Annotated in this window: 10 protein-coding genes; 5 read left to right on the forward strand and 5 right to left on the reverse strand. The window is 68.1% G+C overall.

All coding sequences use genetic code 11. The features are described 5' to 3' along the window. Positions 1-2: 2 nt before the first annotated feature. The 5 genes from FOC40_RS00405 to FOC40_RS00425 all read left to right on the forward strand — a co-directional run bounded on the left by FOC40_RS00405 (position 3) and on the right by FOC40_RS00425 (position 8,205). Positions 3-4,934 carry a DUF3418 domain-containing protein gene (locus tag FOC40_RS00405; RefSeq protein ID WP_155844082.1) on the forward strand — a complete coding sequence of 1,644 codons (4,932 nt, stop codon included), beginning with the start codon at positions 3-5 and terminating at the stop codon, positions 4,932-4,934. Next, positions 4,931-5,437: a SprT-like domain-containing protein gene (locus FOC40_RS00410; RefSeq protein WP_003796864.1), complete on the forward strand. Its 507-nt coding sequence runs from the start codon at positions 4,931-4,933 to the stop codon at positions 5,435-5,437. The genes FOC40_RS00405 and FOC40_RS00410 overlap by 4 nt, the downstream gene beginning before the upstream one ends. A 132-nt stretch (positions 5,438-5,569) precedes the next feature. Continuing rightward, a complete protein-coding gene (locus FOC40_RS00415) occupies positions 5,570-6,103 on the forward strand; it encodes a phosphoribosyltransferase (protein ID WP_003796867.1) in 534 nt (177 codons plus the stop codon). Next, positions 6,100-6,789: an AAA family ATPase gene (locus FOC40_RS00420; protein WP_003796870.1), complete on the forward strand. Its 690-nt coding sequence runs from the start codon at positions 6,100-6,102 to the stop codon at positions 6,787-6,789. The genes FOC40_RS00415 and FOC40_RS00420 overlap by 4 nt, the downstream gene beginning before the upstream one ends. 87 nt (positions 6,790-6,876) lie before the next feature. Then, positions 6,877-8,205, forward strand: a complete 1,329-nt coding sequence (locus FOC40_RS00425) for a cytochrome c biogenesis protein/redoxin (protein WP_003796872.1) — start codon at positions 6,877-6,879, stop codon at positions 8,203-8,205. An 81-nt stretch (positions 8,206-8,286) separates the two neighbouring features. On the opposite strand, the gene FOC40_RS00430 is transcribed toward FOC40_RS00425, so the two are convergent. The 5 genes from FOC40_RS00430 to FOC40_RS00450 all read right to left on the reverse strand — a co-directional run bounded on the left by FOC40_RS00430 (position 8,287) and on the right by FOC40_RS00450 (position 15,071). Then, positions 8,287-8,802, reverse strand: a complete 516-nt coding sequence (locus FOC40_RS00430; protein ID WP_003791709.1) for a low molecular weight protein-tyrosine-phosphatase — start codon at positions 8,800-8,802, stop codon at positions 8,287-8,289. Beyond that, on the reverse strand, positions 8,799-9,542 hold the full coding sequence (gene mtnN, locus FOC40_RS00435; protein WP_003796874.1) for a 5'-methylthioadenosine/S-adenosylhomocysteine nucleosidase: 744 nt from the start codon (positions 9,540-9,542) through the stop codon (positions 8,799-8,801). Before mtnN ends, FOC40_RS00430 begins: the two co-directional genes overlap by 4 nt. Before the next feature lie 103 nt (positions 9,543-9,645). Continuing rightward, positions 9,646-12,276: a SpaA isopeptide-forming pilin-related protein gene (locus FOC40_RS00440; RefSeq protein ID WP_003796876.1), complete on the reverse strand. Its 2,631-nt coding sequence runs from the start codon at positions 12,274-12,276 to the stop codon at positions 9,646-9,648. Between the two features lie 70 nt (positions 12,277-12,346). Further along, positions 12,347-13,309, reverse strand: coding sequence for a class C sortase (locus tag FOC40_RS00445; protein WP_003796878.1), 963 nt, complete (start codon positions 13,307-13,309; stop codon positions 12,347-12,349). Positions 13,310-13,430: 121 nt separating this feature from the next. Then, positions 13,431-15,071: a SpaH/EbpB family LPXTG-anchored major pilin gene (locus tag FOC40_RS00450; RefSeq protein WP_155844083.1), complete on the reverse strand. Its 1,641-nt coding sequence runs from the start codon at positions 15,069-15,071 to the stop codon at positions 13,431-13,433. Positions 15,072-15,462: the final 391 nt, after the last annotated feature.

Here is a 15,462-nt window from a genome sequence, read left to right on the forward strand (position 1 = left end):
TCATGCCTGACTCTCGCCCCACGCCTCCGTCCGAGCCCAACGAGCGCGGCCCCCGTTCTCGCAACGCGGGTCGCCCCGCCAACGGGCGTGACAGCGCGCGGCGCCGCCGAGGCCAGGCAGGCCGCCAGGGCCGAGAGAAGCGCACCCGCGAGGGCCGCCAGCCCCGCGAACACGCGCGCCCCTTCAAGCCCTTCACGCCGGAGCAGCTAGCCGAGCGCGCCGCAGCTATCCCCGTCATCTCCTTCCCCGACCTGCCGGTGAGCTCCCGCCGCGACGAGATCGCCCGCGCCATCCGTGACCACCAGGTGGTCATCGTGTCGGGCGAGACCGGCTCGGGTAAGACGACGCAGCTGCCGAAGATCTGCATGCAGCTGGGCCGCGGAGTGGCCGGCATGATCGGGCACACCCAGCCGCGCAGGCTCGCGGCGCGTTCGGTCGCGGACCGCATCGCCGACGAGCTAGGCCAGACCGTGGGCCGCGAGCGCGGCCAGGTGGTCGGCTACCAGGTGCGTTTCACGGACGAGGTCGGCCCCACAACCCTCGTCAAGCTCATGACGGACGGCATCTTGCTGGCGGAGATTCAGTCGGATCCGATGCTGCGCCGCTACGACACGCTTATCATCGACGAGGCCCACGAACGCAGCCTGAATATCGACTTCATCCTGGGCTACGTGGCGCGCCTGCTGCCCGCGCGCCCGGACCTGAAGGTCATCATCACGTCGGCGACGATCGATTCAGACCGTTTCGCGCGCCATTTCGGCACGTGGGAGGGCACGCCCGGCTCGGGCCGCCTGATCGAGCCGGCGCCGGTCATCGAGGTCTCGGGCCGCACATACCCGGTCGAGATCCGCTACCGTCCCCTCGGCCCGACGACGCCCTCCTCGTACAGGTCCGAGGCCTCATCGACGCAGGCAGACGAGCCCGAGGAGAGCGCAGACGAGCAGAGCTCCGGACCCATGCAGCTGGTCCTCGAGGACCCGGACGACGAGCTGGCGACGCTGGGCTACGGCATGGGCGAGGACATCGACGTGGAGACCGCGATCTGTCACGCCGTGGACGAGCTGAGCGCGGAGGGCGACGGCGACATCCTGGTCTTCCTGCCCGGCGAGCGCGACATCCGCGACACGGAGGCGGCCCTCCTCGATCACTTGAAGGGACGAGGCCGGCGCGCGGGAGATGACAAGGGCGCACGCCCGGGAGACATCGAGATCCTGCCGCTGTACGCGCGGCTGACAGCGGCCGAGCAGCATCGCGTGTTCGAGCCGCACCGCCTGCGCCGCGTGGTCCTGGCGACGAACGTGGCGGAGACATCGCTGACGGTGCCGGGCATCCGCTACGTCATCGACCCGGGTTTGGCTCGTATTTCCCGCTACTCCAACAAGACGAAGGTGCAGCGCCTCCCGATCGAGCCGGTCAGTCAGGCCAGCGCGAACCAGCGCGCGGGCCGATGCGGCCGAGTCGCGGAGGGCGTGGCGATCCGCCTGTTCTCCCAAGCCGACTACCTGTCGCGCCCGCGCTTCACGGAGCCGGAAATCCTGCGTACATCGCTGGCCAGCGTCATCTTGCAGATGGCGTCCCTGGGCCTGGGCGCCGTCGAGGACTTCCCGTTCCTGGACGCCCCGGATCGGCGCGCGGTGCGCGACGGCGTGGCCCTCCTCGTGGAGATCAGCGCGCTCGCGCAGGATCGTGAGAGCGCGGACGCGGCCCCGGCCTCGTCCCAGTACAGACTCACCGGCATCGGACGGGACCTGGCGCGCCTGCCGATCGACCCGCGCCTGGGGCGCATGCTGCTGGAGGCCGAGCGCCGGGGATGCGCCTCGGAGGTGCTCGTCATCGTGGCGGCGCTGTCGATCCAGGACGTGCGCGAGCGCCCGGCCGAGCACCAGGGCACGGCGGACGCCTCGCACGCGCGCCTAGCCGACCCGCATTCGGACTTCATCACCTACCTGAACCTGTGGCGCTACCTGGCGGTGCAGGCCCGCGACCTGTCGGGCTCGGCGTTCCGGCGCATGTGCCGCGCGGAGTTCTTCCACTACCTGCGGTGGCGCGAATGGCGCGACGTCGTCGGCCAGCTGCGCCAGATGGCGCGGGCGCTGGGAATCGCCGCGGGGCCGATGGGCGAGCCGTCGACGGGCGACGTCGTGGAGGCCGCCCAGTTCGGCGGCGCGCAGGACGCGGCCGTTCGCGCGGTCTTGGCCTACGGGCAGGGCACGGCGAGCGTGGACGCGGACCAGGTGCACCGCTCGCTGTTGGTCGGCCTGCTGTCCTACCTGGGTTCGTGGGACGAGACAAAGCGCGACTACGAGGGCGCCCGCGGCACGCACTTCACGATCTGGCCGGGCTCGGGCATGAGCGGGCACCCCGCCTGGGTGATGACCGCGGAGCTCGTGGAGACCTCGCGCCTGTTCGCGCGCACGGTGGCCCGCATCCGCCCGGAGTGGGTGGAGCCGGCGGCGCGCGTCCTGCTCAAGCGCTCGTATTCGGAGCCGTTCTGGTCGGTCGCGAAGGGCGCGGCGATGGTCCGCGAGCGCGTGACGCTCTACGGGCTGACGCTGGCGGCGGACCGCGAGGTGCTGCTAGGGCGCTTGGGGGACCTCGTCATCGACGAGGCCGTGGCCGCCTCGCGCTCTCACGCTCCGCGCGCGGGATCGCTGGAGGCGCTGGCGGCCGGGTTGGTGTCGGCGTCGAAGGATTCGCTGTCGTCGGGGTCGTTTGAGCCGCGTCATTTCGAGGAGCTAGCGGCCGCGCGCGAAGGGACGACGGCGCGTGAGCTGGCCCGCGAGATGTTCATTCGCAACGCCCTGGTGGATAGCCAGTGGAGGGAGAGGCACGCTTTCCAACGCCGAAACGAGGCACTGGTGGAGCAGGCCCGCGAGGTTGAGCGCCGTAGCCGCACCCACGGCCTCGTCGCGGATGAGCAGGCGCGCTTCCGTTTCTTCGACGACCTGATCCCCGAGCACGTGACCAGCGCGGCGGCATTCAACCACTGGTGGAAGGACAAGCGCCGGGAGCATCCGGATTTGCTGATCTATCCGGCGTCCCTGCTGATGCCGCGCGAGGCGACCTCGGGCGAGGGTTTCCCGGATCGCTGGCAGTGCGGCGATCTGTCGCTGGCCTTGAGTTACGAGTTTGCCCCGGGTAGCCCGCGCGACGGCGTGTCGATGCGCATCCCAATCGAGGTGCTCGAGCGCGTCAGCGATGCGGGCACGGACTGGCTGGTGCCCGGCATGCGCGAGGACCTGCTGACCGAGGCAATCCGCGCGCTACCCAAGGGCGTGCGCCGCCTGCTGGCCCCCGCGCCGGACGTGGCCGCGTCGGTGGCTCGCTGGATCGAGCAGGCGGGCGACGAGCCGGTCGAGGCGGCGCCAGCGGCGGACGAGTCCGCCGCAGGCCCGCAGAAGACCAAGGATTCCGACGAGCCGGACCCCCTGAGCCTGGACGCCGCGATGGGCCGCCTGGCCGCGTGGGGCGCGACGTCGGGTAAGCTGTCGACGCGCAATTCACCCGCGAAGGCGCCGAAGAAGGCGGCGCAGAAGGAGGCTCCTGCGTCGGAATCCACCCAGCAGGGCGCGCCTGCCACCGAGACGCCCAAGCCCCGCCCCCTCACCGAGGGCCCCATCCTGGACGCCCTCGCCCACGCGGTGCGCGTGTTGCGCGGCGTGGACCTCAGCGAGGCAGACCTGGCGCACGCGCGCGCCCACCTGCCCGATCACCTGCGCATGACCTTCGTCGTCACCGACGCGTCGGGCAAGGAGCTGGGCGCGGGCAAGGACCTGGCCTACCTGCAGCGTTCCCTCGCCAGCGACGCAAACAAGGCGGTGCGCACGGCCGTGCGCGCGGCCCTCGAGGAGGCCGGCGAGAAGCAGGCGCGCAGGAACAAACGCGGGCGCGGGGCCTCGGAGAAGGCCGCCGCGCGAGGTGGGGAAGATTCCTCCACCTGCACATCCGCGTCCAACGTGGGCGCGCAGTCCGCAGCCGGGAAGGGCACGCACGCACCAAAGGACGCCCAGGCCTCGGCCCCCGCGCAGGACCCGGCGTTCCACGCGGACGGCGTCACGCAGATGCCGACGCTGCCGCGCTCGATCACCCAGACCTCGGGCACGATGACACTGCGAGCCTTCCCTGCACTGGTCCCCCAGGGCAGCACCGCGGCCCCGGCTGCGGGCGTGCGCGTCATGGCCAGCGCCGCCGAGGCGGACCGCGAGCACCGCGCCGGCCTCGCCCGCCTGCTGCTCTCCCGCGTCGCACTGGCGACGAACCGCGTGACCACGCGCTGTACGGGCCGCGAGGCCCTCATGCTGGCGGCCTCCCCCTACGCGGACACAGCGGACCTGGTCGCCGACGCGCAGCTGGCCTCGGCCCTCGCCCTCGTGGACGAGCTGAACACCCCCGCCGATGTGCGCGACCCCGAGGCCTTCGAGACGCTCGTGGCGGACGCTCGCGACGCCCACGAGGACCGCGTCTACCAGATCCTCTCCCACGTCGTGCGCGCCCTGGAGGCCAGCGCCGAGGCCGACGCCGCCGTGCGCTCCCACCCCCAGGCCTCGCTCGAAGAGACCACGCGGGACGTCGCGGCGCATGGGAAGACCCTGCTCTACGAGGGTTTCGTGTCGGCGACGCCCGCCTCCGCGCTGCCGCACCTGGCCCGCTACCTGCGCGCCGGCGCTGTGCGCATTGAGCGCGCCGCCTCGTCGCCGGGGGCGCGGGCCCGCGACCTGGAGGACATGGACCGCATCCACCAGGCGGAGGACGAGATCGCCGCCACGCGCGAGGCCCTGGAGCGTCGGCCCTACGACGCCCGCCGAGACGCCGCGCTCACTCAGGCGCGGTGGATGGCCGAGGAGCTGCGCGTGTCCATGTTCGCCCAGACCCTGGGCACCCCCAACAAGGTTTCCATGAAGCGCCTGCTCGGTGTCCTCGCGGGGGCGCGGTGAAGCGCGAGGAGGCACGTGCCCTCGCGCGTTCCCTCATGGACGCTTCTGGCCTGGTCGACTGGCGTTTCCGCTTCGACCGCGCCAAGCGCCGGGCGGGGGCGTGCACGCATACCTCGCGCACGATCAGCCTATCCGGGCCACTCACCGACCTGTACGATGCGGACACGATCCGGGGCATCATTCTGCACGAGATCGCCCACGCCCTCATTGGCCCCTCCCACGGGCACGACGCCGCGTGGAAGCGGGCTGCACGCACCCTCGGCGCCCCCGATTCCGCCCGGTTGCCCTCGTTCCTACCCTCCCCGGACGCACCCTGGGTGGGGACGTGCCCGCGCTGCGGGGCCACCCGCCGCCTGTACCGGGCGCCGAGGCGTGTCTCCTCGTGCGGGGTGTGCTCGCGCGCCTTCAACCCGGCGCTCATCCTCACGTGGGAGCACCGAGGAAAGGCCGCCTCGCCCGGGCGCGCATACGAGCGCGAACTCGCCTCGATCCGCCGCCGTTAGCGTTACCGACGCCAACTGAGTGCGCACGAGGCAAGCGTCCGCCCACGTCACAGTTTTATTCTCCGTACGGGCGCGCACACACCCACCCGACGGCGATACCCTTGATCCCAACACCCCCGAGAGAAGGAAGCCATGGGTACCACCGCCAGCCCCGACGCCACCACCGCTCCCGACCGCGAGGTCCTCACCTGGGAAGGCTTCGGCGACGCGTCCCGTGAGCTCACCCAGCAGATCGTCGACTCCGGCTGGATCCCAGATCTCATCGTCGCTATCGCGCGCGGCGGCCTCATCCCGGCCGGCGCCATCGCCTACGCGATGGACGTCAAGGCCATCGGCACCATGAACGTCGAGTTCTACTCCGGCATCGGCGAAACCCTCGAGGAGCCCCAGCTGCTTCCCCCGCTCATGGACATCTCCGCGATGGACGGCAAGCGCGTCCTCGTCGTCGACGACGTCGCCGACTCCGGCAAGACCCTCAAGATGGTCATGGACCTCATCGACGAGCACGGCCTCTCTCTCGACGGCTCCGCCGCCGTGCGCGTCGAGGCGCGCAGCGTGGTCATCTACAAGAAGCCCGTGTCCATCATCGAGCCCGACTACGTGTGGGCGTACACCGACAAGTGGATCAACTTCCCCTGGTCGACGCTGCCCGTCATCAAGCCGTGACTTCCTCACGGGCGAGCTCAGGACGGCAGGCAACTGCCGCCTCCCCTGAGTGCGCCCAGGCCTCGTCGATCACCCGGCGCATCGTCGAGGCCGTGGCCGAGCGCGCACGCAGCGGTGACCCCGTGCGCGTGCTGGGCCTGACCGGTCCTCCGGGAACCGGTAAGACGACGATCGCCGCCGAGCTGGCGCGCGCCCTGCCCGAGGCCGGCATCCCGGTCGCCGGCCTGGCGCCCATGGATGGCTTCCACATGTCCAACGCGGTGCTGGCCGCGCGCAGGATCGCCGACCACAAGGGCGCGCCCGACACCTTCGACGTGGGCGGATACGTCGCCCTCCTGGGGCGCGTGCGCCGCGCGGACGGCGTCGTCCTCGCCCCCGATTACCGGCGCGACCTGCACGAGCCCATCGCCGCCTCCCTACCCGTCGAGGTCGACGGCGTCGTCATCACGGAGGGCAACTACTTGGGCCTTGAGCTGCCCGGCTGGGCGGATGTGCGCGGCCTCATCGACCTGCTCGTCTTTATTGACACTCCATTCGAGGAGCTTGCGTCGCGTTTGATCGAGCGACACATGAGCTTTGGCCGCGACCGCGCGGACGCCGCGCACTGGGTGCGCACGGTGGACGCGGCGAACATGGCCCTCGTCGATCGCACGAAGGAGCGCGCGGACCTGGTCCTGTCGCTGTAGGCACACTGTCGGGCTCTGACATCCGTTTGTGCGCTTGCATCCAACAATTCGCGTGCATTTTCAACCACTTCCAAGTAAGGTGAACCTATGTTCCTCTTGCTTGGCCTTCTTGGAGGCTTCATCACGGGTATCTCCCCGTGCATCCTTCCCGTCCTACCCGCACTGTTCCTCGGAGCCGCTGGCGGCCGCACCTCGAACGAGGCGCCCCAATCCTCCGAGGCCGGAAAGACGGGCATCGACCCGTCACTGTTCCGCGTCGCTCCGGGCGTAAACCTGGGCGGCGAAGCCCCGAAGAAGGCAGCCGTGAAGGCCGACGGTAGTGACTCGGTGACGCGTCGTCCCGTGCTCATCGTCCTGGGCCTCGTCACCTCGTTCATGATCATCACGGTCGCGGGTTCGGCGCTGCTGAGCCTGCTCAACCTGCCGCAGGCACTGATCCGCTGGACCGGCATCGTCCTGCTGCTGGCCGTCGGCATCGGCATGATCGTCCCGAAGATCATGGAAGTGCTCGAGCGTCCCTTCACGCGCCTGGCACCTCGCACGACGGGCGACAGCGCGGGCTTCGGCCTCGGCCTCGTCCTGGGCGCGGCGTTCGTGCCGTGCGCGGGTCCGGTGCTGACCTCGATCATCGTGGCCTCCAGCTCCGGGCAGATCACGTGGCACATCGTCGGCCTGGCCATCTCCTTCGCGATCGGCGTGTCGATCCCGCTGATGATCGTCGCGATCGCGGGTTCGGGTGTCGCGGCCCGCTTCCTGAAGACCCGCCAGCATCCCCTGCGCATCGCTGCGGGCCTCGCGATGATCGCGCTCGCGCTGGGTATCGCGACGGACGCCCCGATGGCGCTGCAGCGCATGATCCCCGACTACACGGCCTCGCTCGAGGCCAGCACTGAAGGCGCATGCGAGGACGGCGCGTGCGAGCCCGAACACGAGGTCCAGGCAAGCACCGACTTCGCGCAGTGCGCGCGCAGCGGGGCGAAGGATTGCGGCACCCTCCCCGCGATCGGTGCCACGGAGTGGCTCAACTCTCTAGGAGAACCTCACGGCACGGTGACCCTCGTCGACTTTTGGTCGAGTTCGTGCGTCAACTGCGCGCGCGAGATTCCCGAGGTCGAGCGCATCTACGAGAAGTACAAGGAGGCTGGCCTCGTTGTGATCGGCGTACACTCCCCGCAGCAGGCCCACGAGCGCGAAGCGTCCGTCGTCAGTGGCGCCGCGTCCCGTCTGGGCATCACCTACCCGGTGGCGCTGGACCCGGAGCTGGAGGCCTTCAAGGCCTACGGCGCAAACGCGTGGCCGACCCACTACCTGGCCGGGCCTGACGGGCAGCTGCGCTCGATGGGCAGGGGCACCTCGGGCCTCGAGGAGCAGATTCGCACCCTCCTCACCGAGGCGGGAGCGTCCCTGCCCAACTGAGGCACCACCCTTTAACGCAGCGAGCGGCCACCCCACGCAGGGTGGCCGCTCGTCTGCATAAAACGTCGGTTCGCCGCGCGCCTAGCGCACGAGGGCGAGGATCTGCGGGGTGACCCGCTCGATAACCTCAAGGGTGTCCAGGAAGTCCTGGTGGCCGCCGTACCACGGGTCGGGCACGTCACCGCTGCCCTCGGGGTCGAGGTCGCGGTACAGGCACACGCGCGGCCCCTGCCCCAGTTCGGCGGCGGACGCGGGCGCGCCCTCATGCTCAACCCCCACGCGCTCAGCGAGGCGCTCCAGGACGTTCAGGTGGCGCGAGGTCATGGCCAGGATGAGGTCCCACTCCCCCAGCTCGCCGGCACGGATCTGGCGCGCACGATGGTCGGGCACGGTGTACCCGGCGTCGCGCAGCACGCGAGCGGCGCGGCGGTCGATCGGGTTGCCCTGCTCTTCGTCGGAGACGCCGGCGCTATCGACGATGACGTCCACACCGGCGCGCGCGGCGGCCTGTTCGAGGACCGCGTGGGCCATCGTAGAACGGCAGATGTTGCCGGTACACACCATGAGGATTCGGGTGGGGCGATCGTTGGTGTTCATAGCATCCTCAGGTAGGCGGCAACCGCGTCGGCGCTGTGAGAGGCCGCGCGTTTGCCATCCATATGGAACGCCTGGTCGGCGCTGGGCTCACACAGGTCAGAGACGGCTCGCAAGGAGATCCAGTCGACGCCGGCGGACCAGCATACTTGGGCCATCGCGCAGGTCTCCATGTCGGTGGCAATGGCGTCGGGGAAGCGCCGACGCATGGGTTCGGCGTGTTCCTGCGTGCAGAAGGAGTCGGAGGAGAGAACCTGGCCGATTCGCACCCGGTGGGAGATCACGTCGGACAGGTCGTCCAGTCGCGCTGCCGCCGCCTCGGATGAGGTGTAGTCGACGGGCATCTGTGGGATCTGTCCCGGCGCGTATCCAAACGCAGTTGCATCCGCCTGCCCGTAGATGGCGGTCGTTCCAGCGGCGATGTCACCGACGCTGATGTCACGCGCGAGTCCACCGGTCGTACCCGCCGCGATCACCACGGGAGTATCGACGAGTGCGAGGGCGCGGGCGGTGGCGCAGGCGGCGTTCGCCAGCCCGATGCCCGAGGTGACCACCAGGACACTCTTCCCTTCGAGCTCCCCGAGGGCAAATCGCTGGGTCATGCGCGACCCGCCGAGCACCGCGTCGGGTGTCTCAGCGTCGCCGAGGGGGGCAAGCTCGTGTAGGAAGGGGGCGGCCTCCATGTCCATGGCGGCCTGGATGACGGCGTCGACGCGGACGCGTTCGGGCATGCGCAGATTCATGCACTCAATGTTAGGCGACGGCAGCGCCCCGGGCGCGCTCGCCCCGCGCGCAGCGAGACCCCCGGACCGGTGGTTCGGGGGTCTCGCTAGCCTATCGGCCTTGTCAGGACTGGCTGACGCGCTGGCGCTTACGCGCCCACATGCACGCTCCAGCAAGGGCAATCATGCCGACTCCTGCCGCGACGTGGGGGTAGACGCCGTATCCGCCTGCGACGGGCAGCGTGCCCACCTGGGTGTCGACGATACGGATGCCGGGGGCCCCCGCCTCACCGCTCACCCCGGGCTGCGCCGGCAGGACGCGCACAGAGGAAAAGCCCTCATCGGGACCGAACTCCGCCGTGAGGACGGTGGTCGCTTCCGCGTCGTTTCCGACGCTGATGCGGAATGGGACGGGCCTGGGGAGAAGCGCGTGTCCGGCTGGCGCGCGTGTCTCGACGAGCCAGTAGTCGGTGTCAGGGGCCAGGGGGGCACTCAGGAAGGTGGGGCCACCGTCGACGACGCTGACGGGCGTTCCCTTGAGTTCAGCGTTGTCGTAGATCGCGAAGGCAGCGCCCTTCAGCGGGTAGGTTCCATCGTCGTTGGGAGTGCCAACGGGTTGGGTCCCGGCCTTCTCGATGCGGATGTAGCGAGGACGCACGGGAGCGCACGCCTCGTTGTTGGCGCTTCCGTCGTAATCGTAGGGGCCACTCACCGAGTTATAGAGGCCGCGTCTAGGCGTCAGGTGCCCATTGTCGGAGGCGCACTCCAGTGCGGGCTCACTGTAACCCGGGGTCCTCTTGTTGCGTGCCACATTCATACGGATGTACCAGGTGGCCTGGGCGCCCGGTTCGAGGTCCGTTCCCTCGGTGAGGGTGTAGGGGCCGTAGCGCGTTGGGGTGGCGCTGTCGAGTCCTTCCAGGGTCGTGGCGATCCTGACGGAGCGCTCCTTCAGTCCCGGAGCGAAGGAGGGGGAGTCCGCCAGTCGTCCGGTGGTTCCTGTCAGCGTCCCGTCGTTGGTCGCGGTGATGCGATAGGTGACGGTGATGTTGGGGGTGAAAGCGTCCTCGACGCTTTCGATGCTCTTCTCGATGCGGATCTTGGGGGCCTGCTTCTGGTTGGTGAAGGTGCAGGTCACCGGCAGAGCCTTGGCCGAGGAGGCGGGGGGCACGGCGGAGAAGTCGATGCCGCCGGTGGCCGGGTCGCGCGTGACGTTCACTCGGTCGCCAACTCCGTTGACGCAGGTGACCTCCGAGAGCTTCCACTGCGCGGCGTTGGGATCATCGCTGACTGGCCAGGGTCCGTAGTAGCCGGGCTGGCCGGGCGCGATCGGGTTCCTGCCGGGGATCGTGGGGCCGGTCTCCGCGACGATGAACTGGGACTTTCCGGGGATGAAGGACTGGTATCCGCTCAGGACCGTCCCGCCGTTGCCGTAGGCGGTGGGCTTGAGGGAGAAGTCGGAGAAGGATCCGGGACTGATGTAGGTGTCGGCCTGTGCCTCGTTGGGCAGGGGCGCTCCCTCGGGGGCCTTCCAGTCGCCAGCGGGCAGGGTCGTGAAGTTGAAGGCGGGAATCTCCTCGCCGGGGGCTCCGGAGTCCTCGGTGACGTTCTTCGCGATGCGCAGGAATCGCTCCTGACGGAACTCTCCGTAGAGGCATCCGTAGGAGGTTTGATTCTCCTTCGTGGTGAAGGTGTTGACGGGAGCCGAACCCGCGGGCGGCTCGGCGGGGCAATTGCCGTCGGCGCTGGGCACGAAGCCCCAGAGGAAGAGGCGGTAGGGGATGCCGTCAACGACGAGGGTGCGGTCCGAGGTGGTCTTGTTCACGGTGAGCACATCGTCAGATTCGGGCGTCTGCCCCGGAACATCCACGTAGTTGGGGTAGTAGTTCGGCTGGTTGGTGTAGATGTCGTAGTTGCCGTAGCCGGGGCCCACGTGCTGGAAGCAGAACCAGGTGTTCTCCCCGTATCCGCGGATGAGGGCGTAGTAGGGTGCCTCCGCGGGGCACGAGCGGGCGGAGTATGCCTGCGAATAGTACCTGTAGGCTCCGCCTTGATTCGCCACGGCGGTCGTGTCGTTATCATTGGTGGTCTCGTGCTGGTCGAAGGGGAATGATTCTTCGAGGTCTCCGATGCGAATGTCGAAAGAGGCGTGCACGTAGTGGATCGCCGACCAGATCGGGAAGTTGTTGTGTCGAACGGTGCCGATCAGGAAGGTGCTGTTGAGCGCGGACTTGCCGGGGTTGTTGGGCTTGTAGCCCAGGGCGCTCGTGGTTGAGGCGGAGATGACGTTGTCCCTGTACTCCCCCTGGTATCCGTAGGGATTGATGTGGTAGTCCCACGCGACGCCTCGGGTGATGTAGGACCAGTAGTCCCCACGCTTGGCGACGTCGGCCTTCAGCCAGCGTTGGGCCACGCCCGGCTGGTGAGCCTGCGAGTACTGGTTGCGGTCCCTGGAGTCGTAGACGCTCATGCCGCGCACGACGCCGAAGAATGCGTGGTCGGCGACGGCGGTCGTGCGGTCGGTCGGAGAGTCGTTGAGAATGGCGGGACCGATGCGCCCCTCGGTGCGATCGAAGACAACCTCGTCTGATCCGGCGCTTTCGAGGGTCGGGCCGGCCTGGGTCGGGGAGGCCAGCAGGCCGGGCATCGCGACGAGCGCGGCGAGCGCGGCTGCGACGAGGACCCGCACGCCATACCGACGAGGCGTGATCGCGGCCCTCGCATGTCGCACAATGCGGGCGTTGGGGCGATACTGCATCAGTTCTCCAAGTGTCTTTTACGGTTCTATGGTAATTATATTTGTTCAGACAACAAGCGTGCTAGTGAGCTTACTCGCCAATTGACGCTTCGTCTTCATTGGGGGCTGCGGCGTCCTCCACCACAGCCAACGATTCCGGCGGGTGCGGTGCCTCCAGCGCTTCCCGGGCCCGCTTGCGCGAGCGCAGCCAGATCCAGCCGGCGACGCACAGGATCACTACAACGGAGGCGAGGACGGCGATCATCCAGGGCTGCAGGACGCGGGAGTGAACCTGCTCGGCCTCGGCCTGTGCGTCCCCATCATCCATGGGGACCCTTTCGCCCGTCACGAGGAGGCGGTGCGTGTTAACTCCGTAGGGAGTACACGTGATCAGGGTGGCCAGGTCCTTACCCTCTACCTTGTTCAGGGACTCTGTCTCGTTGGGTAGCACCACGCGGATGTCGGTGACCTGATACTTCAGGTGGCGGCCGGCGGTCTCAATGTAGAAGAACTCGCCCATCTGCACGCTCGTGAGTTCATCAAAGATCGTGGCCGTCCCCAGGCCCGTGTGGCCTGTGAGGACGGTGTGGGTGGACTCCCCACCCACGGGGAGAGCTGTGCCGAACAGATGGCCGACCCCCTTGTCGAGGGTCGCGGTGTCGGTTCCGTGGTAGATCGGAAGATTGACGTCGATGGATGGGATCTTGACGGTCGCCATGACGTCGTTCAAGTCGAGCTGAGAGAGGTATTCCTGGTACTGGACGGTGTCGGGGCGCTGCGCATCCAACCAGGGGTCAAGGATGGGTGCCTCCGCGGCCGCGCGGTTGTATTCGTCGGCGCGGCTCAGGCTCTCTGCAACCGCGTCAGGACCAACCTCCTCGGCGACCGCACTGAACTGCTCAGCGATCTGGGACTGGCGCTGATTGTTGTACTGGGTGGCCAGGACCGGGTAGAGCAGGACGAGGATACCGGCCAGGAGGAGAACGGGGGGCGCGATCGTCAGAAGACGGACCTTGAGAGGGGTCTTCGACTGATCGGGCGCTTGCTTACTCACGCGTTCTCCATTCGTGCTGGCACTCCAGCTGAGTCATTGGGATGTCGCCTCACCAGAGGCGAATGTTCGTTGCATGCACGGGGGTGCGGCCTGCGGCCGCACCCCCGTGTGCTACCGCAGATCAGGCGTCAGCCTGCTCCTTACGGCGCTTGTTGGCCAGCACGATCGCGCCGGAACCAGCCACGAGGAGCGCACCCGTACCGATGAGCACGCCGACACCGGCAGCACCGGTCAGCGGCAGGTTGAATCCGCCGTTCTTCGGCACGTCCTTGACGGTGGTCTCGAGGGTGTACTTGTTGTCCTTGGTGGAGTTAGACGCCAGGATCTGGAAGGCGATCGGGCGGGACTGCAGCTCGAAGCCGTCGGGAGCCTTGGTCTCAACCAGGCAGTAGTAGCCGGGATCAGCCACTGCCTCGTTGTCTTCCCAGTCGTTGTTGCGCAGGCCGTCGATCGTGACCTTGCCCTGGTCGTCGGTGACGAAGGTGTCCTTGCCATCCACGGTCAGCTTGGTGTCGAGGGAGGCATCCACCGACTCGAAGTTATTGGCGGGCTTGGTGGTGGGCTTGCACTTGTAGACCTGGAACTCGGCGCCCTGGAGCTTCTTGGTCTCGTCAACGGAGGAGGTCTTGGTGATCGTCACCTTGCCGAACTTGGAGACGACCTTGGCGTTCGGGTAGTCCGGCGGGGGAACCTCGCCACTACCGGGCTTCCAGTTGTTGGCGGGAGCGCCGGGCAGGAGGATGGCCTTGTTCTCGACCAGACCCTCGTCGCCGATCTTCTCCTTGAGGGTACCCTCCAGCGACATGACGATCTTGGTGTCGTTGCTCTTGCGCTGGTCGATCATCTTCTTGCGGCCGGCCTCGGTGAACTCGGCGGTCCAGAAGTTGGTCTTGCCGTCCTTGCCCACGGCCGGGATCAGGGTGTAGTCCTCACCCTTGACCAGGGGAACATCGCCGTCCTTGGCTTCGACCATGCGCAGCTCGATCTGGTCCTCGGGCAGGTCCACGCGCTTGTCGTACTGGTCGACGACGTTGTAGTAGTCCACGACCGGGGCGTCGGGCACGTCGGCGGTGATGGTGTAGGAGATCGGGGAGCCGACGGCGGGCGTCTGGGCGTCGTCGACCTCCTTCTCGACGTTGACCTTGGCGTTCTTCGGGTAGGCGTGAACGTCGTAGACCCACTTGTTCAGCTCGGTGGGGTGCGTCATCGGCACCGTGATGATGAAGGGGCGCGAGCCGGTGTATCCGGCGGGGGTCTGGGTCTCGGTGACGATGTAGGCGCCGAGCGCGAGGTTGTTGAAGGTGGCGAGGCCGTCAGCACCCGTGGTCTGGGAGACGGGCGTGCCGACGCCGTCGGCGCGGGCTGCCTCGATGGCGGCGGCGTTCGCCGAGATCTTCTCGTCGCCCTTGCCCTTACGGTAGTTGGCGAGCTTCTCCCAGCCCTCCTGCTTGGTCAGGTCGACGGAGGTGAGCTTCTCGACGGTGAAGGTCGCGCCGGCCAGCGGCGCACCGGTGGCGCTCGGGTCGAGGAGGCCGTTGCCTTCCTTGGTGCCGTTGTCGTCCTGCTTGACCAGCTTGTGGATGGTGATCGAGCCGGTCTTGGTGGCGTCGAGGTCGACCAGGGAGGGCGCACGCTCGGTCGTGGCGGCCAGGCCGAAGGTGGGGGTTGCCTGCGACGCGGCGGCGGGCAGGGCCAGCGCGCCGGCGGCGACGGCAAAGGCCGCGAGCAGGCTCACGCTGCGGCGGGTCTTCGTGGTGCTCATTGTTTTCCTTATTCTCCTGTGTGTGATGTGTGAGACGTAAGTCTTCAAGGGAAGGCTGACGCCCCCGAGCACGAGCGCGAGTGTCATCCAGCAAGCGCGTCGGCGCCGCAAGCTCTTGACAGCTCGCAGGCCAGGCCGTCGCCACCGGTCAACACGACTGCAACGAGGGTTAACCCGCAACGATCGGGCGCTCGCCGATGAGACGCGATCACTCAAACGAATCGCGACCTCATCGCCACCCGATCGCCATCGAGAATTTCCCTTCGATTGGCTCATATGTCGCGATTGCGAGCCTCACTGGGAGACCTAGGCAATCGCTCGATATCTTTGACATAGAGAACCATACGCCACGGTTACCAAACAATGCAACTCCACATTATCTGTTTCACAT

It is taken from the genome of Schaalia odontolytica, from assembly GCF_009730335.1.
Classification (GTDB): Bacteria; Actinomycetota; Actinomycetes; order Actinomycetales; family Actinomycetaceae; genus Pauljensenia; species Pauljensenia dentiphila.

Coding starts and splice junctions, on each gene's coding strand:
- FOC40_RS00405 (WP_155844082.1), top strand. CDS start 3: ATGCCTGACTCTCGCCCCACGCCTCCGTCCGAGCCCAACGAGCGCGGC.
- FOC40_RS00415 (WP_003796867.1), top strand. CDS start 5,570: ATGGGTACCACCGCCAGCCCCGACGCCACCACCGCTCCCGACCGCGAG.
- FOC40_RS00425 (WP_003796872.1), top strand. CDS start 6,877: ATGTTCCTCTTGCTTGGCCTTCTTGGAGGCTTCATCACGGGTATCTCC.
- FOC40_RS00430 (WP_003791709.1), bottom strand. CDS start 8,802: ATGAACACCAACGATCGCCCCACCCGAATCCTCATGGTGTGTACCGGC.
- mtnN (WP_003796874.1), bottom strand. CDS start 9,542: ATGAATCTGCGCATGCCCGAACGCGTCCGCGTCGACGCCGTCATCCAG.
- FOC40_RS00440 (WP_003796876.1), bottom strand. CDS start 12,276: ATGCAGTATCGCCCCAACGCCCGCATTGTGCGACATGCGAGGGCCGCG.
- FOC40_RS00450 (WP_155844083.1), bottom strand. CDS start 15,071: ATGAGCACCACGAAGACCCGCCGCAGCGTGAGCCTGCTCGCGGCCTTT.